Below are 24,056 nucleotides of genomic sequence, written 5' to 3' on the forward strand. Positions count from 1 at the left end.
GCATAACTGAACGACCAGACTTGCAAACATAGACTCGGGCTTTTCGCAAAAGTTCTCCCCCTCCAAGCAAGTTTCCTGCGGGCTCTGATTTGGCACGCACGAAAAGCGCAGCGCGGGATAACCCGGCTGCGCGAATAATCTTGTCATCGGATTCGTCAGCTAGGACCCAACCGCAAGTCCCGCACCGAAGCCGACACTGTCCCTTGTTTCAGGCAACCGTCTATTGATCTTGGGCCGCTGGCAAAAGTTCCATATTTATAGCTGCCCGGAACCGACATTGTGCAACCGTGAAGAGAAAAAGACTGTTAAATCCGCGATACAGTCGCCTTGTCGCCGAAGCGGTCAAAAAAACATCCGACGAAGCGTCCAGTCTTTTCCGTCACAGTAGTTTCACAATGCCATATGGGCTCGGCTATTGTGCCGCTCCCCCCCTCTATATACTAGTGGGCTGTGTGGCTGTATTGACTTGCCGATCCAGTTGTCCTGCGCCACCCCCGACCCGGGTCGCTTTGAGCGGAATCCTGAAATGAGCCAACAGTTTCAACACGATGTTCTGGTAATTGGCAGCGGTGCTGCCGGCTTGAGCCTTGCGCTGACCTTGCCCGGTCATTTGCGCATCGCCGTATTGAGCAAAGGCGACCTCGCCAATGGCTCGACTTTCTGGGCCCAGGGCGGTGTCGCCGCCGTTCTGGATGACACCGATACTGTCGAATCCCACGTCGATGACACCCTCAACGCCGGCGGCGGTCTGTGCCATGAAGACGCCGTGCGCTTTACCGTCGAACACAGCAGAGAGGCCATTCAATGGCTGATCGATCAAGGCGTGCCCTTTACCCGCGATGAACAGTCCGGCACCGAAGACGGTGGTTTCGAGTTTCACCTGACCCGCGAAGGCGGTCACAGTCATCGGCGCATCATCCACGCCGCCGATGCGACGGGCGCGGCGATCTTCAGAACCCTGCTCGACCAGGCCAAACAGCGTCCCAACATCGAATTGCTGGAACAGCGGGTCGCCATCGACCTGATCACCGAAAAGCGCTTGGGCCTTGAAGGCGACCGTTGCCTCGGCGCTTATGTGCTCAACCGCGGAACCGGTGAAGTCGACACCTACGGCGCGCGCTTCGTGATCCTTGCATCGGGCGGCGCGGCAAAGGTCTACCTCTATACCAGCAACCCCGACGGCGCCTGTGGTGATGGCATCGCCATGGCCTGGCGTTCGGGCTGCCGGGTAGCAAACCTGGAGTTCAATCAGTTCCACCCGACCTGCTTGTATCATCCGCAAGCCAAGAGTTTCCTGATCACCGAAGCCCTACGCGGCGAAGGCGGCCACCTGAAACTGCCCAATGGCGAACGCTTCATGCCGCGCTTCGACCCACGAGCCGAGCTGGCACCACGGGACATCGTCGCCCGTGCTATCGACCATGAGATGAAGCGCCTGGGTATCGACTGTGTCTACCTGGACATCAGTCACAAGCCTGAAGACTTCATCAAGACGCACTTCCCGACGGTCTATGAACGCTGCCTGGAATTCTCCATCGATATCACCAAACAACCGATCCCGGTGGTACCCGCGGCGCACTACACCTGCGGCGGCGTGATGGTCGATCAGCGGGGCCGCACCGACGTGCCGGGCCTGTATGCAATTGGCGAAACCAGCTTCACCGGCCTGCACGGTGCCAACCGCATGGCCAGCAACTCACTGCTGGAATGCTTCGTTTACGCCCGTTCGGCTGCAGCGGACATTCTTGAGCAGTTGCCAGAGGTGTCGATTCCGACCGCCCTGCCCGTGTGGGATGCGAGCCAGGTCACCGATTCCGATGAAGACGTGATCATTGCGCACAACTGGGACGAATTGCGGCGATTCATGTGGGACTACGTTGGCATCGTGCGCACCAACAAGCGCTTGCAACGAGCCCAGCACCGGGTGCGTCTGTTGCTGGACGAAATCGACGAGTTCTACAGCAACTATAAGGTCAGTCGGGATTTGATCGAATTGCGTAACCTGGCCCAAGTGGCCGAGCTGATGATCCAGTCAGCCATGGAGCGCAAGGAAAGTCGCGGCCTGCATTACACCCTCGACTACCCGAACATGCTACCGGTCGCCCTGGACACTATTCTGGTGCCGCCCACCTACGCCGACTGAACTTGAGCCGAACCCGCAGGCGTCGGTGCAAATCCGCCGCCAGCGAGTCCCGCGGCACGCATATCGCCCTGACCCGTCGCTCGCCCCGCAGACGAAAACGCAGCACCACGACCAGCGGCAACGCCAGGCTGTCCGGCCGTAGCTGCACGGGTTGCCAACCCATCGCCTGATTCCACAACTGCCAGCCATCGGCATCGCGACGCAAGCCACAAAAGGCCTGCGGGTGTGTCAGAAGAATGTGTCGCGGCAGCGCCCGGAAACCGTGAGCCACGCACAGTACGAAGCCGAGCAGGCTGGCCCAGAGTGGTATAGAGAGAAGAAGCAGCGAACCCAGCGCGAACAGCTGGGCCAGAAGATAGACCGCCAGCAACTGCCGTGAGGCATGCCAGCGGTATTCGAACGCGTTACTTGGGCTGGACACGATCCAGGATCATGCGAACCATGCGCTGAAGCTCCGGATCTTCCGATTCGGCGCGTTCCATGAACCAGCCGAACATGTCCTGATCCTCGCACTCGAGCAGCCTGACGTAGCACGCGCGATCAACCTCGTTGAGGTGCGGGTAGACCTCTTTCACAAACGGCACCAGCAACACGTCAAGCTCAAGCATGCCGCGGCGGCTGTGCCAGTAGAGGCGATTCAGTTCAACATCTTCGACCATGGAGCGCTCCTCAAATAGGCCGCAAGTATACAGCCCCGAGGCGAGCCGAACAGTCGGCTTTGGTCGGGCACCGACGATCCTTTGTGAACTACCCATTTCATGGGCGCCCCCTTATGATGTCCTTCGGACTCTTTACCCTGCGATGACCCATGGCCGATTCTGCTTTTTTCTGCACCCTGTCTCACGAAGGCGTTCTCGCGGTACGCGGCGCGGATGCCAGCAAATTCCTGCAAGGCCAATTGACTTGCAACCTTAATTACCTGAGCGACACCCAGGCCAGCCTTGGCGCGCGCTGCACGCAGAAAGGCCGGATGCAGTCGAGTTTCCGGATTCTGCTGGAAGGCGACGGTGTGCTGATGGCGATGGCCAGCGAACTGCTGGAGCCGCAACTGGCGGACCTGAAAAAGTACGCGGTGTTCTCCAAATCGAAACTGACCGATGAAAGTGCCCACTGGGTTCGTTTTGGTCTTGAGCATGGCGATGCAGCACTGGCCAGTCTGGGCCTGGTGCTGCCGGCCGACACCGACAGCGTCGTGCGTAATGACGGCCTGATCGCCCTTCGCGTCTCGCCTGAGCGCGCAGAACTCTGGGTTGGCTCCGATCAAGCCGACACCGTCAAGGGCAAGGTGTCCGCCCTGTTAGCCGAAAGCGATCTGAACCAATGGCTGCTGGGCCAGATCCGCGCCGGGATCGGTCAAGTCATGCCGAGTACCCGCGAGCTGTTCATCCCGCAGATGCTCAATCTGCAAGCCGTCGGTGGCGTGAGCTTCAAGAAGGGTTGCTATACCGGCCAGGAAATCGTTGCGCGCATGCAGTATCTGGGCAAACTCAAGCGTCGCCTGTATCGCCTGCAACTGGAGGCCGGTGAATTGCCGGAACCCGGCACCCCACTGTTCTCCCCCACTCATGGCAGTTCGATCGGTGAAGTGGTGCTGGCCGCCCGCGCCGGGCAAAACATTGAGCTCCTGGCCGTGCTCCAAGCCGAAGCCGTAGAAGATGACAACCTGCACCTTGGCGCACTTGAAGGTCCGGGCCTGCAACTGCTCGACCTGCCTTACCAACTGGATCGTGATCGTGAAATCCAGCGTTAACAGCAGCACTTGTCGCAATACCCTAGAGAAAAGAAATGAGCGAGCTGGCGGATAAGGTCCAACAGGATTTGGTTGAGGCCATCGATAACGATGACCTGGTTCTGCCAACATTACCGGAAGTGGCCCTGCAGATTCGCAAGGCCGCCGAAGACCCGGAAATCAGTGTCAGTACCCTGAGCAAAGTGATTGGCCGCGATACCGCGCTGTCGGCGCGACTGATCAAAGTGGTCAATAGTCCGTTGCTGCGCGCGACCCAGGAAGTGACTGACCTGCACACGGCCATCACCCGACTGGGCGTCAACTACAGCAGCAACCTGGCCATCGGTCTGGTGATGGAACAGATCTTCAATGCCCGTTCCGAAGTGGTGGAACAGAAAATGCGCGAGGTCTGGCGCAAAAGCCTGGAAATCGCCGGCGTCAGCTATGCGTTGTGCCGCAGCTACACGCAGCTCAAGCCTGATCAGGCAGCCCTTGGCGGCCTGGTGCATCAGATTGGCGTGCTGCCGATCCTGACCTACGCCGAAGATCACTATGAATTGCTGGCGGATCCGGTCAGCCTCAACCATGTGATCGACCGCATTCATCCGCTGCTTGGCGATAAATTGCTCAGGGTCTGGGAGTTTCCGGAAATGCTGGTGCAACTGCCAGGGCTGTATCTGGATTTCAAGCGGCAATCGGAGCGGGTCGATTATGTCGATCTGGTGCAAGTGGCCAGTCTGTATTGCCACAAGGACCCCGATCATCCACTGGCCCGTATCGACCCGTTCAGCGTGCCGGCCCTCAAGAAACTGGGGATCGATCTGGAGAACGAGGCGATATGCAAGGATCTGGAAGAATCGCGGTCGATGTTTTACTGATTGTGAACACAAGCAACTGTGGCGAGGGAGCTTGCTCCCGCTCGGCTGCGCAGCAGTCGTAAACCCGATAAATAGGGTTTAACTGAAATACTGCGCTGTATGGTTTTGGGGCTGCTTCGCCGCCCAGGGAGCAAGCTCCCTCGCCACAAAAGCCTCTGTGCCACAGGGTTGTGTTCACTCTCCCGCAATAAAACTCACCCGCACCTTCAACCCCGCCCGATCGCCATCGTGCAGGCTGATCTGCGCCAGGTGAGCGCGGCAGATCTCGCCGACAATGGCCAGGCCCAGCCCCGACCCGACCACCTGCTGGTTGCGCCGGTAAAAGCGCTCAAACACCCGATCCCGCTCTTCGAGGGGAATCCCCGGGCCATCGTCCTCGACTTCCAGCACCGCCGGTGCCGTGACCCGCAAGATCACATTGCCGCCCGGCGGCGTGTGAGCCAGGGCGTTGTCCACCAGATTGCTCAACAGTTCGTTCAACAGCGTCGGCTCGCCGCGCAGCCATACCGGCTCGTCGGCTTCCAGCGCCAGTGCCACGCCACGTGCATGGGCCAGCGGCGCCATGGCCATGCCCAGTTCACGGGCCAACTGACTGAGGTCGAGCAACTGCGCACCACCCTCGGCGATTGCCCGGGCGCCATTCTCGACCCGTGCCAGCGAGAGCAATTGATTGGCCAGATGGGTCAGGCGATCCGTGCCCTGGGCGGCGGTTTCCAGGGTGCTGCGCCAGGTTTCGGGTTCGTTCGACCGCAAGCCCAGTTCGAGTCGTGCCTTGAGCGCCGCCAACGGAGTACGCAATTCATGGGCGGCATCGGCGATGAACTGCGCCTGACGCTCGAACTGCCCGCGCAAACGCTCGGTAAAGTGATTGAGCGCACGCACCAGCGGCCCCAACTCATGTTGCACTTCCACCAACGGCAAAGGCCGCAAGTCATCGGGCTGGCGCTCTTCCACCGCCGTGCGCAAGCGTTCCAGCGGACGCAGCGCCGCACTGACCGCAAACCACACCAGCAGCAGCGCACCGATCGCCAGCATGCCCAGCCGCAACAATGTGTCGGCCATCAAGCTGCGAGCCATGCGGACCCGCGCTTCATCGGTTTCCGCCACGCGGATTTCCGCCATGCCGTTCATGTTCGGCTCGCTGACCGCTTTAAGCAGGCTGACCACTCGCACGTTCTGCCCTTGATAAGTGGCGTTGTAGAAACGCGCCAGCGCCGGATAGTCATCGGTGCGCGGCGTTCCCGGCGGCGGTGCCGGCAGGTTTTCGTAGCCCGAGATCAGCTTCTGATTGATGTCGTTGACCAGGTAAAAAATCCGCCCGGCGCTGTCGTAGGCGAACGTATCGAGGGCCACATAAGGCACGTTGGCACTGAGGCTGCCGTCGCGCTGGGACAGGCCGGCGGCGATGGTTCGCGCCGAGGCCAGCAAGGTCCGGTCATAAGCGGTGTCGGCGGCTTCGCGACCGTTCCAGTACGCACTCAAACCACTGGCCAGCATCAACACCACCAGCAGCAGCGCGAGGTTCCACAGCAACCGCCAACGCAGACTGCTGAGCTTACGCATCGCGGCTTTCCAGCAAATAACCAAGGCCGCGGAAGGTCACGATAGCCACCGGTTGGCCGTCGAGTTTCTTGCGTAAACGGTGGACATAGATTTCGATGGCATCGGGACTGGCCTCCTCGTCCAGGCCGAAGACCTGGGCAGCCAGTTGCTCCTTGCTCATCACCCGACCGGGACGGGCGATCAGGGCTTCGAGCACCGCCTGCTCGCGGGAAGTCAGGGTGAGCAATTCTTCGCCGAGGGTGAAGCGCCGGGTGTCCAGGTCATAGGCCAGCACGCCACAACGCTGCTGGCGTTCACCGCCGAGCACACTGCGGCGCAGCAAGGCTTTGACCCGGGCTTCGAGCTCGGTCAGTTCGAAGGGTTTGGCCAGGTAATCGTCAGCCCCAAGGTTCAGGCCATGGACCCGATCCTTGACGTCGCTGCGGGCGGTCAGCATCAGCACCGGCAGGTTCTTGCCCCGGGCCCGCAGACGCGCCAGCACTTCGAAGCCATCCATGCGCGGCAGGCCGACATCGAGGATCGCCATGGCGTACTCCTCGCTGCTCAAGGCCAGGTCGGCCGCCACACCGTCGTGCAGCACATCCACGGTCAGCCCGGTGCTCTTGAGTGCCTGGGCGACACTTTCGGCAAGCTGCAGATGGTCTTCGACGAGCAGAACACGCATGGATCTTTACCTCATTCAGGGATGGTCGACGCCATTCTTTGGCGCGGAGTTTACAGCCGCATCCGTCGCTGTGAAGCCCGAAAACCGTGAAAGTCAGCTGAAAGGTTAGCGAAAGGTTGGCCGGTTAGAGTCCAGCCACGGACAGTTTCGACTGCCGTCGCTATACGAAAAACGCCTCGAAGCGTTTTCGCCAATAAGAACAATAAACGGAGTACGTCACCATGCTGTCCATGCAGCTTCAGGTTTGCCCACCTGCTCGTTTTTCCCGCCTCAGCCAGACCGCCCTTGCCAGTGCCGCCGCCCTCGCCGGCTTTTCGCCGTTGAGCCAGGCTGCCTTCTTCGAAGACAGTACGGCAACCTTCGAAACCCGCAACATGTATTTCAACCGCGACTTTCGCGACGGCACCAGCGCCCAGCAATCCAAGCGGGACGAATGGGCCCAGGGGTTCATGCTCAACCTGCAATCGGGTTACACCGACGGCACCGTGGGGTTCGGTGTCGATGCACTGGGCATGCTGGGAGTAAAACTCGATTCGAGTCCGGATCGCACCGGCACTGGCCTGTTGCCGACCCATGACGACGGTCGCGCGGCGGATGAATATTCCAAGCTCGGCCTGACCGGTAAAGTGAAGATCTCCGCCACGGAACTGAAAATCGGCAGCCTGATTCCGGAACTGCCAATTCTCAAACCCAACGACGGGCGCATTCTGCCGCAGACCTTTGAAGGCGGCCTGCTGACCTCCAAAGAAATCAAGAACCTGACCTTCACCGGCGGGCGCCTGGAGAAAGCCAAGGACCGCGACAGCACCGACTTCGAGGACATCGCCCTCAACAACAAGAACAGCCGCTTCGCCGGCACCGTGGCCGGCAAGCATTTTGACTTTGGCGGTGTGGACTATAAATTCACCGACAAGATCACCGGCAGCTACCACTTCGCCCAACTCGATGAAGTCTATAACCAGCACTTCCTTGGCGTGGTCGCCTCGCAACCGTTCGGCCCCGGTACTTTCGGCACCGACCTGCGATTGGCCATCAGTGACGACGAGGGCGCGGCCCGAGGCGGCAAGATCGACAACAAATCCCTGAACGGGCTGGTGAGCTACGCCTTGAACGGGCATAAACTCAGCGCCGGCTATCAGCACATGTCCGGCGACAGTGCCTTCCCCTACGTCGATGGCAGCGATCCGTACCTGGTCAACTTCGTGCAGATCAACGACTTTGCCGGTGCCGAAGAACACTCCTGGCAGGCACGTTACGACTATGACTTCTCCAAAATCGGCATTCCCGGCCTGAGCTTCATGAGCCGTTACGTGAGCGGCGACAACATCAAGCTCAAGAACGGCGACGAAGGCAAAGAGTGGGAACGCAACACCGAGATCAAATACGTCGTACAAAGCGGCGCCCTGAAGGATGTCGCCGTACGCCTGCGCAATGCCACCTACCGCTCCAACTACTCCGCTCGCGATGCCGATGAAGTGCGTCTGCTGGTGAGCTATAGCGTTGCCCTTTGGTAATTCAGTACGTCCATAACAAAAACACTTAAGGAGACTTGAATGAACCTATCACTGCGTAAAGTTGCTTTGGCCACCGGCATCATGCTGTTCGCCGGCCAATTGCTGGCCGAACCCAAACGCCCGGAATGCATCGCCCCGGCCTCGCCGGGCGGTGGTTTCGACCTCACCTGCAAACTGGCGCAAAGCGCGCTGGTCAACGAAAAACTGCTGACCAAACCGATGCGCGTGACCTACATGCCCGGCGGTGTCGGCGCGGTGGCGTACAACGCGGTGGTCGCCCAGCGACCGGCCGATGCCGGTACGCTGGTGGCGTGGTCCAGCGGTTCGTTGCTGAACCTGGCCCAAGGCAAGTTCGGTCGTTTCGATGAAAGCGCGGTGCGCTGGCTGGCGGCCGTTGGCACCAGTTATGGCGCCATCGCGGTGAAAAGCGATTCGCCTTACAAGACCCTGGACGATCTGGTCAAAGCCCTGAAGAAAGATCCGAGCTCCGTGGTGATCGGTTCCGGCGGCACCGTCGGCAGCCAGGACTGGATGCAGACCGCACTGATCGCCAAAGCCGCCGGGATCAACCCGCGCGACCTGCGTTACGTCGCTCTCGAAGGCGGTGGTGAAATTGCCACCGCCCTGCTCGGCGGCCACATTCAGGTCGGCAGCACCGACATCTCCGACTCCATGCCACACATCCTGAGCGGCGACATGCGCCTGCTGGCGGTGTTCTCCGAGAAGCGTCTGGACGAGCCGGAAATGAAAGACATTCCGACCGCTAAAGAGCAAGGCTACGACATCGTCTGGCCCGTGGTTCGCGGTTTCTACCTCGGGCCAAAAGTCAGCGACGAAGACTACGCCTGGTGGAAAAACGCCTTCGACAAACTGCTGGCCTCCGAGGATTTCGCCAAGCTGCGCGATCAGCGTGAACTGTTCCCGTTCGCCATGACCGGCCCGGAGCTGGACACCTACGTGAAGAAACAGGTCGCGGACTACAAAGTGCTGGCCAAAGAGTTCGGCCTGATCCAGTGATCGCCTCTGTCTAGCGGCTGCGGCCCCGGTTCTCGGGGTCGTGGCCCAGGAGTTCCGCATGCTCATACAACGCATTTTCGCTTCGGTGCTGTTGCTGGCCTGTGTCGGCCTGGCGCTGATGGCGTGGCCGTATCAAGCGGCTTTTTCCTACGAACCGGTCGGGCCTCGCGCCTTCCCCCTGCTGATGCTCGGCCTGATGGGCCTGGCTTTGCTGTACATGGTGTTTCGGCCAGCGCCGATCGTGCACAGCGATGACGACCCGAAACTGGACCGCGAAACCCTGACCAAAATCGGCCTCTGCGTGCTGCTGTTGCTGGTGTTCGCCGGGGCCTTCGAACCTCTTGGCTTCATCGTCGCCAGCATTCTGATCGGGGTCCCGATGGCACGCCTGTATGGCGGCCGCTGGCTGCCCAGCGCAGTGATCATCAGCCTGATGGCCATCGGTCTTTATCTGCTGTTCGACAAGTTGATGGACGTGCCACTGCCGTTGGGCGTGCTCGACGTTCTGGAGAACTGACATGGATACTCTTGGCTATTTGGGTCAGGGTTTCGGCGTTGCGCTGAGCCCGTACAACCTGGTGACCGCGCTGTGCGGCACCCTGATCGGCACCGTCGTCGGGCTGTTGCCGGGGCTGGGGCCGATCAACGGCGTGGCGTTGCTGATTCCGATCGCATTCGCCCTCGGCCTGCCACCGGAGTCGGCGCTGATCCTGCTGGCGGCGGTGTACCTGGGTTGCGAATACGGTGGCCGGATCAGCTCGATCCTGCTGAACATTCCAGGCGAAGCCTCCACCGTCATGACCACCCTCGACGGTTACCCGATGGCCCGCAAAGGCCTGGCCGGTGTAGCGCTGTCGTTGTCGGCGTGGAGTTCGTTCATCGGCGCGTTCATCGCGACTTGCGGCATGGTGCTGTTCGCCCCGCTGCTGGCGAAATGGGCGATTGCCTTCGGACCGGCGGAATATTTCGTGCTGATGGTGTTTGCGATTGTCTGTCTCGGCGGCATGGCCGGTGATCGACCGCTCAAGACTTTCATTGCTGCGCTGATCGGTCTGTTTCTGTCGAGCGTCGGGATCGACGCCAACAGCGGCGTATACCGTTTCACCGGGGATAACATTCATCTGACTGACGGCATTCAGTTCGTCGTGCTGGTATTGGGCCTGTTCTCTATCAGCGAAATCCTCCTGCTGCTGGAGAAAACCCACCGAGGCCAGGAAGCGGTGAAAGCCACCGGGCGCATGATGTTCAACTTCAAGGAAGCCTCGGCGGTGTTCGTGGTGAACGTCCGTTGCGGTTTGCTGGGTTTCATCATGGGCGTGTTGCCGGGTGCCGGCGCGACGCTGGCCAGCGCAGTGGCTTACATGACCGAGAAACGTATCGCCGGCGCCAAGGGCACGTTCGGACAAGGCGACATGCGTGGCCTCGCGGCTCCGGAAACTGCCATCGGTGGCGCCGCCTGCGGCGCACTGGTACCGATGCTGACTCTTGGTGTTCCGGGTTCGGGTACCACGGCAGTGATGATCGGCGCGCTGTCGCTGTACAACATCACCCCGGGCCCGCTGTTGTTCCAACAGCAACCGGACATCGTCTGGGGCCTGATCGCGTCGTTGTTCGTCGCCAACGTGATGCTGGTGATCCTCAACATTCCGATGATCCGCATCTTCACCCGCATCCTTGCCGTGCCGAACTGGGCACTGGTGCCGGTGATCGCGATCATCACCGGGATCGGCGTCTACGCAGTACACGCTACAACCTTCGACCTGTTCCTGATGATCGGCATCGGTATCTTCGGCTACATCCTGCGCAAGCTGGACTTCCCGTTGTCGCCGGTACTGCTGGGCTTCATCCTGGGCGGTCTGATGGAACAGAACCTGCGTCGCGCGCTGTCGATCTCCAACGGTGCACTGGAAATCCTCTGGTCGAGCCCGATCACGTTCGGTTGCTGGGTGCTGACTGCAATCATGTTGCTGATGCCACTGCTGCGCATCTGGCGCAAACGTTCGGTCGCCCGGCGCGCTATTGCCGATGTCTGATCGAACACCTTTCAAAGCCTGGTGGGGAACACCGCTGGTCGGTCTGCTGGGCGGTTACCTCGCCAGCCAGATCGGCTGGCCGCTGCCGTGGATGGTCGGCTCGTTGCTGGCGATCATCCTGGTGCGCTGCCTGACCCCCTGGCAACTGGCGGAAATCCCTGGCGGCCGCAAGTGCGGCCAGTGGGTCGTCGGTATCGGCATCGGCCTGCACTTCACTCCGGTGGTGATGGAGCAGGTGCTGAGCCACTTCGGTCTGATCTTCTTCGGAGCGTTGGTCACCAGCCTGTCCGCGGTGGTCGGGGTCTGGTTGATGCGGCGTACTGGCGAAGATCGCGCCACGGCGTTCTTTTCCAGCATGCCCGGCGGTTCCGGGGAGATGGTCAACCTCGGCGCCCGCAACGGCGCGGTGCTCAGCCGTGTCGCGGCGGGACAAAGCCTGCGGGTGTTGGTGGTGGTGCTGTGTGTCCCGGCGGCATTCAAGTATCTGTTGGGCGGCGGTGCGCTGGTCTTGCATCCATCGACCGTCAACGGGTGGTGGCTGGCCCTTCTGTTCCCGGCGGGCGCCCTGGCCGCCTGGATCTGGGAGCGCCTGCGTCAACCCAATCCGTGGTTGTTCGGGCCACTGCTGGTAAGTGCGGCGATGAGTATTGGTTGGGACCTGCACATCGGACTGCCCAACGGCGGCAGCCAGATCGGCCAGTGGCTGATCGGTAGCGGGTTGGGTTGCCACTTCAATCGGCAGTTCTTCCGGCGGGCACCGTCCTTCATGGGCCGCACCCTGATCGGCACGGCGTTGACCATGTTGATCGCCACATTGGCGGCGCTGGGGTTGAGCGCGCTGACCCATCTGGATCTGCGCTCGCTGACGCTGGGCATGATGCCCGGAGGGATTGCCGAGATGAGTTTGACGGCGGAGACCCTGCAATTGTCGGTGCCGCTGGTGACGGCGATGCAGGTGATGCGGTTGTTGTTTGTATTGTTTCTGGCAGAGCCGTTGTTTCGGTATTGGAACCGGGAGCCGGATTCTCCCTGATAGACCGAGTCGCTTTCATCGCGGGCAAGCCCGCTCCCACAGGGGCCGCGCAGTCCTTGTGGGAGCGGGCTTGCCCGCGATAGGGCCCTCCCGGTCAACACATCAGACCGACGGCAACCGCCACTCGATCGGCGTCTCGCCATTCTGCTCCAGAAACTTGTTCACCCGACTGAAATGCCCGCAGCCAAGGAAACCGCGATAAGCGGACAGCGGTGACGGATGGACCGAGGTCAGCACCAGGTGTTTGGTGGCGTCGATGAGTTTCTGCTTGCTCTGGGCATGCGCGCCCCACAGCAGGAACACCAGATGGGGCTGGTGCTCGCTGACCACTTCGATAATCCGGTCGGTAAAGTACTGCCAGCCCTTGCCCGCATGGGCGTTGGCATTCGCGCGCTCCACGGTCATGGTGGTGTTGAGCATCAACACGCCCTGCTCTGCCCAACTCTGCAGGTAGCCGTGGTTGGGGATGTCGATGTTCAGATCGCGTTTCAACTCTTTATAGATGTTCACCAGCGACGGCGGAGCGGGCACGCCCGGTTGCACCGAGAAGCACAACCCATGGGCCTGGCCCGGGCCGTGATAAGGGTCCTGACCAAGAATGACGACCTTGACCTTGTCCAGCGGCGTGGAATTGAGTGCGTTGAAAATCAACGGCCCTGGCGGATAGATCTCCTTGCCCGCCGCGCGCTCCTGCTGCAGGAATGTGCGCAACTCTGCCATGTAAGGCTGGTCGAATTCGGCACGCAGGGCCTCCTTCCAGCTCGGTTCGAGTTTGATACGGTCGTCAGCAGTCATGGTTACATCCGGCAAAAACAATGGGGCGAACCCTAGGAAACCCTATCTCCCTTGTCAATTGATCTGACGCAGATACGGCACTTTCCTATAGAGCGATCATACTGAACGCTCAAATTCCCGATCGAGGTCATGATGAATCTGCACTTCGAAGAACTCACCGGCACCGACGGCGCACGCATCGGCATCGCCAGCCTGGATGCCGAAAAGTCCCTCAACGCCCTCTCTTTGCCGATGATCAACGCCTTGCGCGATCAACTGGATGCCTGGGCCAAGGAACCACAGATCGTTTGCGTGCTGCTACGCGGCAATGGCCCCAAGGCTTTTTGCGCCGGCGGTGAAGTGCGCAGTCTGGTGGAGGCGTGTCGCGCGCATCCCGGAGAAGTGCCGCCCCTGGCTGCACACTTCTTTGCGGCAGAATATCGCCTCGACTTCAATCTGCACACCTACCCGAAACCGTTGATCTGTTGGGGGCATGGTTATGTGCTCGGCGGCGGCATGGGACTGCTGCAAGGGGCAAGCATTCGGATTGTCACGCCGAGCAGCCGGTTGGCGATGCCGGAGATCGGCATCGGCTTGTACCCGGACGTCGGCGCCAGTTGGTTTCTGTCGCGGTTGCCCGGCAAGCTCGGGTTGTTTCTCGGCCTGACTGGCGCCCAGATAAACGGTCGTGATGCGATCGATCTGGACCTGGCTGACCGTTTTTTGCGCGATGAACAACAGCAACAACTGATCGAAGGCTTGCTGCAATTGAACTGGCAGGAACAGACAGCCATGCAGCTCAACAGTCTGCTCAAGGCCTTGCAGCAGGAAGCGCTCGTAAAAATGCCCGAAGCGCAGTGGTTGCCACGACGCCAGCAGATTGACGAGCTGCTGGATGTCAGCGATGTCCGTTGCGCCTGGAAGGCCGTCAGTGCGCTGCGCGATCACCCCGATCTGCTGCTCAGCCGTGCCGCCAGGACTCTGACTGAAGGCTCACCGTTGACCGCTCATCTGGTGTGGGAGCAGATCGCTCGCGCCCGCCACCTGTCGCTGGCTCAAGTCTTTCAGATGGAATACACCATGAGCCTCAATTGCTGCCGTCATCCGGAGTTCAGCGAGGGCGTGCGTGCGCGGTTGATCGACAAGGACCAGAAACCTCACTGGCACTGGCCGGATATCAACACGGTGCCGGATACGGTGGTGGAAGCGCATTTTCGCAAGGTCTGGGAAGGTCGACACCCTCTGGCCGATCTGTCGGAATACTGAATGGCGGGCATAAAAAAGCGGCGCTTCATGCGCCGCTTTTTTGTGGAGGATTAACGGCGGCCGCCTCGGCCATCGTTATCGCCGCGATCGTGGTTATCGCCTCTTCCGTCACGGTGATCCCGCCCGCTGTGGCCTCGATAGTCATCGCCCCGACCACCCCGGTTCCGGCCGTCCCAATCGCCGCGGTCATGACGGTCCCATCCGCCATTCTGGTGGCCACGATAGTCTGCCCGTGGCGCCGGCTGGTAGTAGCGTGGAGCCGGTTGATAAACCCGCGGCTGGTGGTAATAACGCGGCGATGGCTGGTAATACCGTGCAGGCGGTGAGTAATACCTGCGCGGGGCTGTGTAGTAACCATCGTTGGAGTAATAAGACCCGCCACCGGAGTAATACGGCGCAGGGGATGTGTAGACCTCGGAACGGTAGTAGCTATCTCCTTCATCGGAATAGGGCACGCACGCGCCAAGAGACAATCCCAATACAACAATCAGAAGAATTCGGCGATACATAGCGGCCTCCTGGACCGCGAGTGAGCCACACCAGCGACGCTGGCAGGCGACAGTCAATTGTTCGGCGACTGTCGAAAGATCAGACACTGAAATCGGAATCTGGTGCGTTCCTGCAACACGTTGAAACAAGTAGCCGATGAAAGGTTTTTCATCTATCCCATAAGAAAACGACGCGTCCGTAAACCGGACGCGCCGCTGCATTCATGAGCTGATTAATGGTGCCCGCGATTGTATCCACCGCGGTAATGACTGGGTCCATGTCCATCATAGTAATGGTAGCGATAGCCACCGTAGTAACGCGGGCCGTAATAGCCACCGTAGTAGTAAGGCGAGTAGTAGCCGGGGTAGTAATAAGGTGCCGGGTAAACATCGGCAGGACCTACGTAGTAGTAACACCCGGACAGACCCAAACCAAAACACACACTGAGCAGTATTTGGCGGAGCTTTTTTCGACAGAGCATGGCGGCCTCCTGGAAGACCCGCAGCAGCCGGCATAGACCGACCGACACCTGTTTTGACTTTCAAACCGGACCCGAGTGCCAGATGTCGCCGGCCTCTCGGATCAGCGGCCAAATCCGTCCACCTACGGTGCATAGACATGCGCCAACGCACCATGACAAGGCAGGAGATGCCGCTCGTCTATCTCTCCCCTTTCCTCCATGCCGCCAGACAGAGGCCTCAAGCCAACTTGGCACGGCTCTCGCTTAACCAAAGACGTGCAGGAGTCATCACAGGTTCGCGGCACCACAATTTGCAATGGCTGACTAGGGTTCCGGCTCGCAATCGCGAGTGGCTGGTCCGAGAGTTGGCGACCTCCAGTTGAGGTTACACGGCGGGACAAAAGCCCGGGAGACAAGCCACCGTTCGCGGTGCCGCTGCCTTCCTGTCCGCCCTTGATCAACTGGAGAACCACCCCATGTCCCGACTTCGTTTACCCGCCCTGCTCGCCGCTGCTTTTGCAGCCCTGGTGAGCGTCTCGTCCCAGGCCGCACAGAAAGACCATTTCAGCGTTTGCTGGACTATTTATGCCGGATGGATGCCGTGGGAATACGCTGGCAGCCAAGGCATCGTCGACAAATGGGCGAAAAAATACGGCATCAAAATCGATGTGGTGCAGCTCAACGATTACGTCGAATCCATCAACCAATACACCGCCGGCCAGTTCGACGGCTGCACCATGACCAACATGGATGCGCTGACCATTCCGGCTGCCGGTGGCGTCGACAGCACGGCGCTGATCGTCAGCGACTTCTCCAATGGCAACGATGGCATCGTGCTCAAAGGCGAAGGCAAGAAAGTCGCCGACCTCAAGGGCATGGACGTCAACCTGGTTGAGCTGTCCGTCTCCCATTATCTGTTGGCCCGCGCTCTAGACTCGGTAGACCTCACAGAGAAAGACCTGAAAGTGGTCAACACCTCCGATGCCGATATCTCGGCTGCCTTCAACACTGAACAGGTCAACGCTGTCACCACCTGGAACCCGATGCTCTCGGACATCAAGGCCAAGCCTGGCGTGACCGAAGTCTTCAACTCCAGCCAGGTTCCCGGCGAAATCATGGACATGATGGTGGTCAACAGCGCCACCCTCAAAGACAACCCGGCCCTGGGCAAAGCCCTGACCGGCGCCTGGTTCGAAGTGGTCGAGTTGATGAACGCGAAAAACGCCGCCAGCAAATCCGCCCTCGAACACATGGCCAAAGCCTCGGGCACTGACCTGGCGGGTTTCCAGGCGCAACTCGACACCACCAAATTGTTCACCACACCGAAAGAGGCGTTGGAGTTCTCCACCAGCAAACAACTGCCCGACACCATGCGCAAAGTCGCCGAGTTTTCCTTCCAGCACGGCTTGCTGGGTGAAGGCGCCAAGGACACCAGCGCCATCGGCATGGCCTTCGCCAATGGCGTGACCAGCGGCGACAAGGCCAACCTCAAACTGCGCTTCGACCCGAGCTACGTGCAGATGGCTGCCGACGCCAAGTTGTAACAACGGAGGACGAGGCCATGCGCCTGATCAATCGCCACCCGGATCGCCCGAGTCGCCTGTTGTTGGTGATCCTGCCGTTCGCCCTGGTGCTGTTCGCCTACTTCATGGGCTCGGCCGAGCGGCTGATGGACAACCCCAACGACAAACTGCTGCCCAGTGCCGTGCAGATGACCGACGCGGTGAAACGCCTGGCCTTCACCGCCGACACCCGCACCGGTGAGTACCTGCTCTGGCAAGACAGCGTCGCCAGCCTGCGACGGCTGGCCATCGGCCTCGGCATCAGTGCGTTGGCCGGGCTGTGCCTGGGCATCGCCGCCGGGACCCTGCCGCTGTTTGGCGCACCACTGTCGCCGGTGCTGACGGTGCTGTCGATGGTGCCGCCGCTGGCGATCCTGCCGATTCTGTTCATCGTTTTCGGGCTGGGGGAGTTGTCGAAAGTGATGCTGATCGTGATTGGTATCACCCCCTGCCTGGCCCGGGACCTGGAACAGCGTGCCCGGGAAATTCCCGTCGAGTTGCTGATCAAGGCGCAGACGCTTGGCGCGTCGACCTGGACCTTGATGTTGCGGGTGGTGCTGCCGCAATTGCTGCCGCGTCTGCTGATCTCGCTGCGGTTGATGCTCGGCTCGGCGTGGTTGTTTCTTATCGCTGCCGAAGCCATCGCGTCGACCGACGGTCTCGGCTACCGGATTTTCCTGGTGCGTCGTTACCTGGCGATGGACGTAATCCTGCCCTACGTGGTCTGGATCACCCTGCTCGCCTGGCTGATGGACTGGGGCCTCAAGCGCCTGACCCAGCGCGCCTTTCCTTGGTACGAGGGGGCCCGCGCATGAGCTTCATCACGGTAAAAAACGTCTGGCAGCAATACGCCGATCAGGTAGTGCTCGAAGGTCTGAACCTGAACGTCAACGAGGGTGAGTTCTGCACCTTGGTCGGCGCGTCCGGTTGCGGCAAATCGACATTCCTGCGGCTACTGCTGGGCCAGGAACGGGCCAGTCGCGGCGAGATTCTGTTGGACGGCCAAGCCCTGGCCAGCGAACCGGATGCCAGCCGTGGCGTGGTATTCCAGCGCTACTCGGTGTTCCCGCACCTGACGGTTCTGGACAACGTCGCCCTGGGCCTCGAACTGCCCCGCTCCCCGTTGCTGGGCCGGTTGTTCGGCAGCTCGAAAAAAGACGCGCAAGAACAAGCCTCGGTCTTGCTGCACAAAGTCGGCCTCGGACACTCGCTGGACAAGTACCCGGCGCAGCTCTCCGGCGGTATGCAACAACGGCTGGCAATCGCTCAGGCATTGATCATGAAACCGCGAGTATTGCTGCTCGACGAACCGTTCGGCGCGCTCGATCCGGGCATCCGCAAGGACATGCACGGCCTGCTGCTGGAGCTGTGGCGCGAGACGCAACTGACGGTGTTCATGGTCACCCATGACCTGTCCGAAGGTTTCAGCCTCGGCACCCGCTTGCTGGTGTTCGACAAAGTCCGCCTCGACCCGCACGCCCCCGGCGCCTATGGCGCACGCATCACCTACGACATCCCTTTGAACAGCGACCGCCGCACCCATCGCGCCGCCGTCGACGCCCTGCCGGCAACGCTGGCAGGCACGCTTCGCATCGCTTAGAGGCATTTACACATGACTGATTCGACCCAACTGTTCCCGCCGTTCGCCGAAGAAATGCTCCCCGGCGGTGGCCATCGTTCTTTCGTTCTGAAACGCGGCCAATTGCTGCGCCTGACCGACCTGCGCGGCGGTGCCAACGTCAGCCTGACGCTGCTCAACGCCAACGAAAAAACCGAACGCTTGAACCTGCCCGACAGCCTCAAATGTCAACACACCGCCAAGCTCACCACCGGCCATTGCCTGTACTCGGACATGGGCCGGGTATTGGCCGCCATCACCGCCGACACCTGCGGCTGGAGCGACAGCCTCGGCGGCGTGCTGTGTGCTGAAGAGGTCGCGCAAAAGTACGGCGCGGGCCGCTATCAGGAACTGCGCAATGGCTTCTTCCGCAACGGCACCGACAACCTGTTGGTGGAGTTAGGCAAGTGGGGGTTGGGCCTGTCCGACCTGTTGATGACCCTCAACCTGTTCAGCCGTGTGAACGTCGATGAAGTCGGGGGTTTCCACTTCGTCGAAGGCCACTCCAAGGCCGGTGATTACATCGAGTTGTACGCACCGATGGACACTCTGGTGGTGCTCACCGCGCTGCAACACCCGATGGACCCTTCGCCGGAATACGCACCGAAACCGCTGAAGCTCAGCTGGATGAACGCCGATGCCAGTGTCGCCGAACACTGCCGCACCTCGCGCCCGGAAAACGAGCGTGGCTTCATCAACACCGACCGTCTGTTCGCCTGAGGATCGCTGCCATGTCACTCGCAATCGCTACTATTCACAAGCAACCAGAAGCTGCGGTCTACCGCGCCACCGTCTCCGCCGGTGAACCCTGGCTGATGGAGGTCAAGGCCGGCCAGACCCTGCGTATCCTCGACCTGGAAGGCAATCAGGCGGTCGACACTCTGTTCTACAGCCTCGCCAATCCAAAGGAGCGCTATGACGTGCAGCGCACGTTGCGTCGGCAGAACAGCGTCTACCTGAGCACCGGCAGCGTGCTCTATTCCAACCTCGGCAAGCCCATGCTGACCATCGTCGAAGACACGTGCGGCCGTCATGACACCCTCGGCGGCGCCTGCGCCCAGGAGAGCAACACCGTGCGGTATGCGCTGGAGAAACGCTACATGCACAGCTGCCGCGACAACTACCTGCGCGCCTGCGTCCACGACGGTCGGCTGGGCAAGGGCGACATCGGGCCGAACATCAATTTCTTCATGAACGTGCCAGTGACGGCCGACGGCGGCCTGACCTTCGAAGACGGGATTTCGGCGCTGGGCAAATACGTCGACCTGCGGGCCGAGATGGACGTGATCGTGCTGATCTCCAACTGCCCGCAACTGAACAACCCGTGCAACGCCTACAACCCCACCCCTGCGGAGCTACTGGTATGGAACTGAAACTCGCGCGTTTGCGGCGGTGGTTGTTTGCCCTGTGCCAGGCTCGCTCCGGGCAGTGCCTCAAATAGAAGAACACCCTCAATCCAATGTGGGAGCGAGCCTGCTCGCGATGGCGTCAGCACATTCACCATTGATGTCGACTGATACACCGCTATCGCGAGCAGGCTCGCTCCCACAGGGGTTCGGTGGCGTTTTGACGTGAACTGATTCTGCCGCCGGGGACGACCTCGGCGCCTATCGAAAAACTGCGGGACGGCCCGCATCCCAGGTCGAGGCTGATGCGCCATCGCCTCCAGGGGTTATGCCATGTTCGAAAAAGTCCTGATCGCCAACCGTGGCGCCATTGCCTGCCGCATCCTGCGTACCCTGCGAGAGTTGCAGGTCAAGGGCGTCGCGGTTTACTCCCAAGCCGACGCCGCCAGCCTGCACATCCTGCAAGCCGATGAAGCCCATGGGCTGGGCGAAGGCGCGGCAGCCGGCACTTACCTGGCCGTGGACAAAATCCTCGCCATCGCCACATCCACCGGCGCTACGGCGATCCATCCCGGCTACGGCTTCCTCTCGGAAAACGCCGCATTCGCTGAAGCCTGCGAAGCCGTTGGCATCGCCTTCATCGGCCCCACGCCGGAACAGCTGCGCGTCTTCGGCCTCAAGCACACCGCCCGCGCTTTAGCCAAACAAAACGGTGTACCGATGCTCGAAGGCACCGAACTGCTCGACAGCCTCGACGCAGCCCTGATCGCCGGCGAACAGGTCGGCTACCCGGTGATGCTCAAAAGCACCGCCGGCGGTGGCGGCATCGGCATGCGCGTATGCCGCAGTGCTACTGAATTGAGCGAATCCTTCGAAGCGGTCAAACGCCTCGGTCAGAACAACTTCAGCGACGCCGGCGTGTTCATCGAGAAATACATCCAGCGCGCCCGGCATCTGGAAGTGCAGGTGTTCGGCGACGGCCAAGGCGAGGTGATTACCCTCGGCGTGCGCGACTGTTCGGTGCAGCGGCGCAACCAGAAAGTCCTCGAAGAAACCCCGGCCCCCAACCTGCCCGACGGCATGGCCGAAGCGCTCTGCCTTGCTGCGATCAAACTCGCCAAGGCAGTGAATTACCGCAGCGCCGGCACCGTGGAATTCGTCTTCGACAGCGATACCCAGCGTTTCTACTTTCTTGAAGTGAATACCCGCTTGCAGGTGGAACACGGCGTCACTGAACAAGTGTGGGGCGTGGACCTGGTGCGCTGGATGGTGGAACTGGCGGCCGGAGATTTACCGCCATTGAACACATTGAGCCAAAGCTTGAAAGCCGACGGCCACGCGATTCAGGCACGGCTCTACGCCGAAGATCCGGGGCGGGACTTTCAACCAAGTCCCGGCCTGCTGACCGCTGTAAATTTCCCCACCGCCGATGGCCAACACCTGCGCATCGACACGTGGGTCGAGGCCGGTTGCGAGATCCCGCCGTACTTCGATCCGATGATTGCCAAGGTCATCAGTTGGGCGCCGACTCGCGAAGCAGCCCGTGTCGATCTGCATCAGGCCCTGGGCGACAGCCTGTTATACGGGGTGGAAACCAACCGCAATTACCTGCGGCAGATTCTGCTCGATACACCCTTTGCCAGCAGCCAGCCGTGGACCCGTTGCCTGGAAGGCCTGATCTATCAAGCCAACACCTTTGAAGTGCTCAGCGCCGGCACGCAGACCAGCGTTCAGGACTATCCGGGACGCCTCGGTTACTGGGCGGTGGGCGTGCCGCCGTCGGGGCCGATGGACAGCCGGGCGCTGCGTCTGGGCAATCGCTTGCTGGGTAACGATGACGGTGCAGCGGCGCTGGAAATCACCATGAGCGGGCCGTTGTTGCGCTTCAATTGTGATTCGGTGGTGGCCGTCACGGGTGCGGTGATTGCGGTGATGCTGAACGGTGAAGCGGTGCCGATGAATACCGCACTGTTGATTCCTGCCGGTGCCACTTTGAGCCTCGGCACCATAGGCGGCGCAGGCGCGCGCAGCTATCTGTGCCTGCGCGGCGGCCTGCAAATTCCGGATTATCTGGGCAGCAAAAGTACCTTCACCCTCGGCCAGTTCGGTGGCCATAGCGGTCGTGCGTTGCGTGCCGGGGACGTGTTGCATGTGCCAGCCTTGATCGACCGTAGCGCGGATGTTCAATTGCCTGAAGAACAGGTCAGCGAGTTACCGGCCGTGCGGCAAATCCGGGTGATCTACGGCCCGCATGGCGCGCCGGAATACTTCACCGAACACTACATCGGCACCTTCTTCGCCACTCAATGGGAAGTGCATTTCAACTCCAGCCGCACCGGTGTGCGATTGATCGGGCCGAAGCCTGAATGGGTGCGGGCCGACGGTGGCGAAGCCGGGTTGCACCCGTCGAACATTCATGACAATCCGTACGCGATTGGCGCGGTGGATTTCACCGGTGACATGCCGGTGATCCTCGGCCCCGATGGCCCGAGCCTCGGTGGGTTTGTCTGCCCGGTGACGGTGATCGAGGCGGACCTTTGGCAGTTGGGGCAGCTCAAGGCTGGGGACAAAGTTCAGTTTCACCCAGTCGACCTGAAAACCGCCCGCCAACTCGCCTTGAAATGGGATTCCTGTGGGAGCGAGCCTGCTCGCGATGAAGTTGATGCGGTGTCTGATCTGGCCCCATCGCGAGCAGGCTCGCTCCCACAGAGGATTGCGTCGCCTGTGGTGTTGGATATTGGTCAGGGGGATACGCGGCTGGTTGCACGTCTGTCGGGCGACACTCATTTGTTATTGGAAATCGGTGCCCCCGAACTGGACCTGGTCCTGCGCTTTCGCGCTCACGCGTTGATGCAGGCATTGGAAAGCAAACACCTGCACGGCGTGATCGACCTGACACCGGGCATCCGCTCGCTGCAAGTGCACTACCAACCCGAACAACTGCCGCTGGCCGATCTGCTGGGCATTGTCGCCGGTGAATGGGACGCCGTGTGCGCCACCAAGAACTTGCAAGTGCCCTCGCGCATCGTCCATTTGCCGCTGTCCTGGGATGACCCGGCCTGCCAATTGGCCATCGAGAAATACATGACCACTGTGCGCAAGGACGCGCCCTGGTGCCCGAGCAATCTGGAGTTCATCCGCCGCATCAACGACCTGCCGAACCTCGACGAAGTGCAACGCACCGTGTTCGACGCCAGTTATCTGGTGATGGGCCTGGGCGATGTCTACCTCGGCGCACCGGTCGCCACCCCGCTTGATCCGCGGCATCGCCTGGTGACCACCAAATACAACCCGGCCCGCACCTGGACCGCGGAAAACTCGGTAGGCATCGGCGGCGCCTATATGTGCGTGTACGGCATGGAAGGCCCCGGTGGTTATCAGTTCGTCGGTCGCACATTGCAGATGTGGAATCGCTACCGCGAAGTCGCCGCGTTCGACGGTAAACCTTGGCTGCTGCGCTTCTTCGACCAGATCCGCTTCTACCCGGTGAGCGCCGATGAACTGCTGCGTATTCGTCGGGATTTCCCGCTTGGGCGCTTCGATCTGAACATCGAACACAGTCAGCTGAATCTGGCGGATTACCAGGCGTTTTTGGCCAAAGAAGCACAGAGCATCGCGGCATTTCGGGATCAGCAAAAAAGCGCGTTCAACGCCGAACGCGAGCGCTGGATCGCCAGCGGCCAGGCGCATTTCGACAGTGAAGAACTGGCCCCGGAAGTGACCGAAGAGGCGCCGTTAGCCGACGGTCAACAGAGCGTCGACAGCCACATCGCCGGCAACCTCTGGCAGGTTCAGGTGCAGGCTGGCAGCCGGGTCGCCGCGGGTGATGTGCTGGTGATTCTGGAGTCGATGAAGATGGAAATCCCGCTGCTCGCGCCCATGGCCGGGGTGGTGCGCGAGATTCGCGTGCAACCGGGTTCGGCGGTGCGCGCCGGACAGCGTGTCGTGGTACTGGAACTCGACTGAA

General features: G+C 60.8%; 21 protein-coding genes and 1 riboswitch. Of the genes, 15 read left to right on the forward strand and 6 right to left on the reverse strand.

Annotated elements, in window-relative coordinates; genetic code table 11:
• The first annotated feature begins 526 nt into the window (after positions 1–526).
• Positions 527–2,143 carry an L-aspartate oxidase gene (nadB, locus tag QMK51_RS21655; RefSeq protein WP_258697134.1) on the forward strand — a complete coding sequence of 539 codons (1,617 nt, stop codon included), beginning with the start codon at positions 527–529 and terminating at the stop codon, positions 2,141–2,143.
• Here the strand turns inward: nadB and QMK51_RS21660 are convergent.
• Both QMK51_RS21660 and QMK51_RS21665 read right to left on the reverse strand, forming a co-directional pair.
• On the reverse strand, positions 2,112–2,564 hold the full coding sequence (locus QMK51_RS21660; protein ID WP_320391746.1) for a protein YgfX: 453 nt from the start codon (positions 2,562–2,564) through the stop codon (positions 2,112–2,114). The genes nadB and QMK51_RS21660 overlap by 32 nt on opposite strands.
• Complete coding sequence (locus tag QMK51_RS21665; protein ID WP_007898624.1) at positions 2,548–2,802, reverse strand: succinate dehydrogenase assembly factor 2; 255 nt, start codon at positions 2,800–2,802, stop codon at positions 2,548–2,550. Before QMK51_RS21665 ends, QMK51_RS21660 begins: the two co-directional genes overlap by 17 nt.
• A 149-nt stretch (positions 2,803–2,951) precedes the next feature.
• Between QMK51_RS21665 and QMK51_RS21670 the strand changes: the two genes are divergently transcribed.
• Positions 2,952–3,893 carry a folate-binding protein YgfZ gene (locus QMK51_RS21670; protein WP_320391748.1) on the forward strand — a complete coding sequence of 314 codons (942 nt, stop codon included), beginning with the start codon at positions 2,952–2,954 and terminating at the stop codon, positions 3,891–3,893.
• A gap of 35 nt (positions 3,894–3,928) precedes the next feature.
• Positions 3,929–4,750 carry an HDOD domain-containing protein gene (locus QMK51_RS21675; protein WP_258697137.1) on the forward strand — a complete coding sequence of 274 codons (822 nt, stop codon included), beginning with the start codon at positions 3,929–3,931 and terminating at the stop codon, positions 4,748–4,750.
• A 174-nt stretch (positions 4,751–4,924) separates the two neighbouring features.
• On the opposite strand, the gene QMK51_RS21680 is transcribed toward QMK51_RS21675, so the two are convergent.
• Complete coding sequence (locus QMK51_RS21680; protein WP_320391751.1) at positions 4,925–6,313, reverse strand: sensor histidine kinase; 1,389 nt, start codon at positions 6,311–6,313, stop codon at positions 4,925–4,927.
• Positions 6,306–6,977, reverse strand: a complete 672-nt coding sequence (locus tag QMK51_RS21685; RefSeq protein WP_007941432.1) for a response regulator — start codon at positions 6,975–6,977, stop codon at positions 6,306–6,308. The genes QMK51_RS21680 and QMK51_RS21685 overlap by 8 nt, the downstream gene beginning before the upstream one ends.
• 221 nt (positions 6,978–7,198) lie before the next feature.
• Between QMK51_RS21685 and QMK51_RS21690 the strand changes: the two genes are divergently transcribed.
• From QMK51_RS21690 to QMK51_RS21710, 5 genes are read left to right on the forward strand one after another with little or no spacing between them, the layout of a single operon-like run.
• A complete protein-coding gene (locus tag QMK51_RS21690; protein ID WP_320391752.1) occupies positions 7,199–8,491 on the forward strand; it encodes an OprD family porin in 1,293 nt (430 codons plus the stop codon).
• 39 nt (positions 8,492–8,530) lie between these two features.
• Positions 8,531–9,508, forward strand: coding sequence for a tripartite tricarboxylate transporter substrate binding protein (locus tag QMK51_RS21695; protein WP_320391754.1), 978 nt, complete (start codon positions 8,531–8,533; stop codon positions 9,506–9,508).
• A gap of 58 nt (positions 9,509–9,566) precedes the next feature.
• Positions 9,567–10,025: a tripartite tricarboxylate transporter TctB family protein gene (locus QMK51_RS21700; protein WP_258697141.1), complete on the forward strand. Its 459-nt coding sequence runs from the start codon at positions 9,567–9,569 to the stop codon at positions 10,023–10,025.
• A gap of 1 nt (position 10,026) precedes the next feature.
• Complete coding sequence (locus QMK51_RS21705) at positions 10,027–11,541, forward strand: tripartite tricarboxylate transporter permease (RefSeq protein WP_019580849.1); 1,515 nt, start codon at positions 10,027–10,029, stop codon at positions 11,539–11,541.
• A complete protein-coding gene (locus tag QMK51_RS21710; RefSeq protein WP_320391755.1) occupies positions 11,534–12,574 on the forward strand; it encodes an AbrB family transcriptional regulator in 1,041 nt (346 codons plus the stop codon). Before QMK51_RS21705 ends, QMK51_RS21710 begins: the two co-directional genes overlap by 8 nt.
• A gap of 102 nt (positions 12,575–12,676) precedes the next feature.
• Here the strand turns inward: QMK51_RS21710 and ung are convergent, their stop codons facing one another.
• On the reverse strand, positions 12,677–13,369 hold the full coding sequence (gene ung, locus QMK51_RS21715; protein ID WP_320391757.1) for a uracil-DNA glycosylase: 693 nt from the start codon (positions 13,367–13,369) through the stop codon (positions 12,677–12,679).
• A 132-nt stretch (positions 13,370–13,501) separates the two neighbouring features.
• On the opposite strand from ung, the gene QMK51_RS21720 reads away from it, so the two are divergent.
• Positions 13,502–14,614: an enoyl-CoA hydratase/isomerase family protein gene (locus QMK51_RS21720; protein ID WP_320394548.1), complete on the forward strand. Its 1,113-nt coding sequence runs from the start codon at positions 13,502–13,504 to the stop codon at positions 14,612–14,614.
• A 50-nt stretch (positions 14,615–14,664) separates the two neighbouring features.
• On the opposite strand, the gene QMK51_RS21725 is transcribed toward QMK51_RS21720, so the two are convergent.
• On the reverse strand, positions 14,665–15,123 hold the full coding sequence (locus QMK51_RS21725) for a hypothetical protein (protein ID WP_320391759.1): 459 nt from the start codon (positions 15,121–15,123) through the stop codon (positions 14,665–14,667).
• 753 nt (positions 15,124–15,876) lie between these two features.
• A riboswitch (guanidine-I (ykkC/yxkD leader) is annotated at positions 15,877–15,977 on the forward strand.
• Between the two features lie 62 nt (positions 15,978–16,039).
• On the opposite strand from QMK51_RS21725, the gene QMK51_RS21730 reads away from it, so the two are divergent.
• From QMK51_RS21730 to uca, 6 genes are all read left to right on the forward strand, one after another.
• Positions 16,040–17,107 (forward strand): putative urea ABC transporter substrate-binding protein, encoded by a 1,068-nt coding sequence (locus tag QMK51_RS21730; RefSeq protein ID WP_320391761.1) that lies wholly within the window; start codon positions 16,040–16,042, stop codon positions 17,105–17,107.
• Between the two features lie 17 nt (positions 17,108–17,124).
• Positions 17,125–17,940, forward strand: coding sequence for an ABC transporter permease (locus QMK51_RS21735; protein WP_320391763.1), 816 nt, complete (start codon positions 17,125–17,127; stop codon positions 17,938–17,940).
• The gene (locus QMK51_RS21740) at positions 17,937–18,725 is read left to right on the forward strand and encodes an ABC transporter ATP-binding protein (RefSeq protein ID WP_320391764.1); all 789 of its coding nucleotides are present in this window, start codon (positions 17,937–17,939) and stop codon (positions 18,723–18,725) included. The genes QMK51_RS21735 and QMK51_RS21740 overlap by 4 nt, the downstream gene beginning before the upstream one ends.
• Positions 18,726–18,737: 12 nt before the next feature.
• A complete protein-coding gene (locus QMK51_RS21745) occupies positions 18,738–19,463 on the forward strand; it encodes an urea amidolyase associated protein UAAP1 (protein WP_320391766.1) in 726 nt (241 codons plus the stop codon).
• 11 nt (positions 19,464–19,474) lie between these two features.
• The gene (locus tag QMK51_RS21750) at positions 19,475–20,116 is read left to right on the forward strand and encodes an urea amidolyase associated protein UAAP2 (RefSeq protein ID WP_320391768.1); all 642 of its coding nucleotides are present in this window, start codon (positions 19,475–19,477) and stop codon (positions 20,114–20,116) included.
• 306 nt (positions 20,117–20,422) lie between these two features.
• On the forward strand, positions 20,423–24,055 hold the full coding sequence (gene uca, locus QMK51_RS21755; RefSeq protein WP_320391769.1) for an urea carboxylase: 3,633 nt from the start codon (positions 20,423–20,425) through the stop codon (positions 24,053–24,055).
• Position 24,056 lies beyond the last annotated feature (1 nt).

It is taken from the genome of Pseudomonas sp. P9_31 (genome assembly GCF_034008235.1).
Classification (GTDB): domain Bacteria; phylum Pseudomonadota; class Gammaproteobacteria; order Pseudomonadales; family Pseudomonadaceae; genus Aquipseudomonas.